1 protein-coding gene is annotated in these 1,042 nt (G+C 61.7%); it reads left to right on the top strand.

All coding sequences use genetic code 11. The features are described from left to right. Positions 1-1,042, top strand: a 1,042-nt coding sequence (locus HB680_RS32470; protein WP_213942332.1) for an immunoglobulin-like domain-containing protein, incomplete at both ends; no start/stop codon positions are given.

Raw genomic sequence — 1,042 nt, 5'->3', positions numbered from 1 at the left:
TGGCGCCACCAGCGGTTCCGTGACCGTCGCCGCACCGGCCGATGATGTCTACAAAGACGCCGGCAAAGTCGAAGTGACCGTCAAGGATGCAGCCGGCGGCAACTTCGAAAACCTGGTCACCGATCCAGCGCCAGCGGTCACCGATGTAACGGATACCATCGACACTTCGACGGTCAACCTGACCGCAACGTCCACCGTCGCTGAAGGCGGCACCGTGGTTTACACCGCGTCCGTCAGTGCACCGGTGACCGGTTCGCCAGTTGTGGTGACCTTGTCCAACGGCCAGACCATCACCATCCCGGTCGGCGCAAGCAGCGGCAGCGTCAATTTCGTGGCCCCTAACGATGCGTTGGCGGGCGGCGGGGCTCTGAGCGTCAAGATTGATGATGCGAAGGGCGGCAACTACGAGAAGCTCGACGTTGACGGCAAACCGGCAGAGACCTCGGTTACCGACACACCAGACACCACGAACCTGAGCCTGAGCGCGACTGATTCCGTGGCTGAAGGCGGTTCGATCGTCTACACCGCGACCTTGACCAATGCGGCCGGCACTCCGGTGACCGTGACCTTGAGCAATGGTGCGGTCATCACCATCGATGCAGGCAAAACCACTGGCACCGTGACCGTTCCTGCGCCAGCCGATGACGTCTATAAAGACGCCGGTAAAGTCGAGGCGACGATTTCTACCGCGACCGGTGGCAACTTCGAAAACCTGGTGCCAAGCACAGCCCCAGCAGTAACCACCGTCTCCGACACCATCGACACTTCGACCGTCACCCTAACCGCGACCAACAGCGTGGCCGAGGGCGGGACACTGGTTTACACCGCGACTGTCGGCGCTCCTGTCACCGGCACTCCAGTCATCGTGACGTTGGCCAACGGCCAATCGATCACCATCGACATCGGCAAAACCACCGGCACGGTCAACGCTATTGCCCCGAACGACGTGCTCAATGGCCACGCACCGCTGACCACCTCGATCACCAACGTCAGCGGCGGCAACTACGAAAACCTGGTCGCGGACAAAACCCCGGTCAGCACG

Source organism: Pseudomonas sp. dw_612, from assembly GCF_018449725.1.
Lineage (GTDB): Bacteria > Pseudomonadota > Gammaproteobacteria > Pseudomonadales > Pseudomonadaceae > Aquipseudomonas.
The sequence above is the reverse complement of the archived record's forward strand: the minus strand, read 5'-3'. Positions and strand labels throughout refer to the sequence as shown.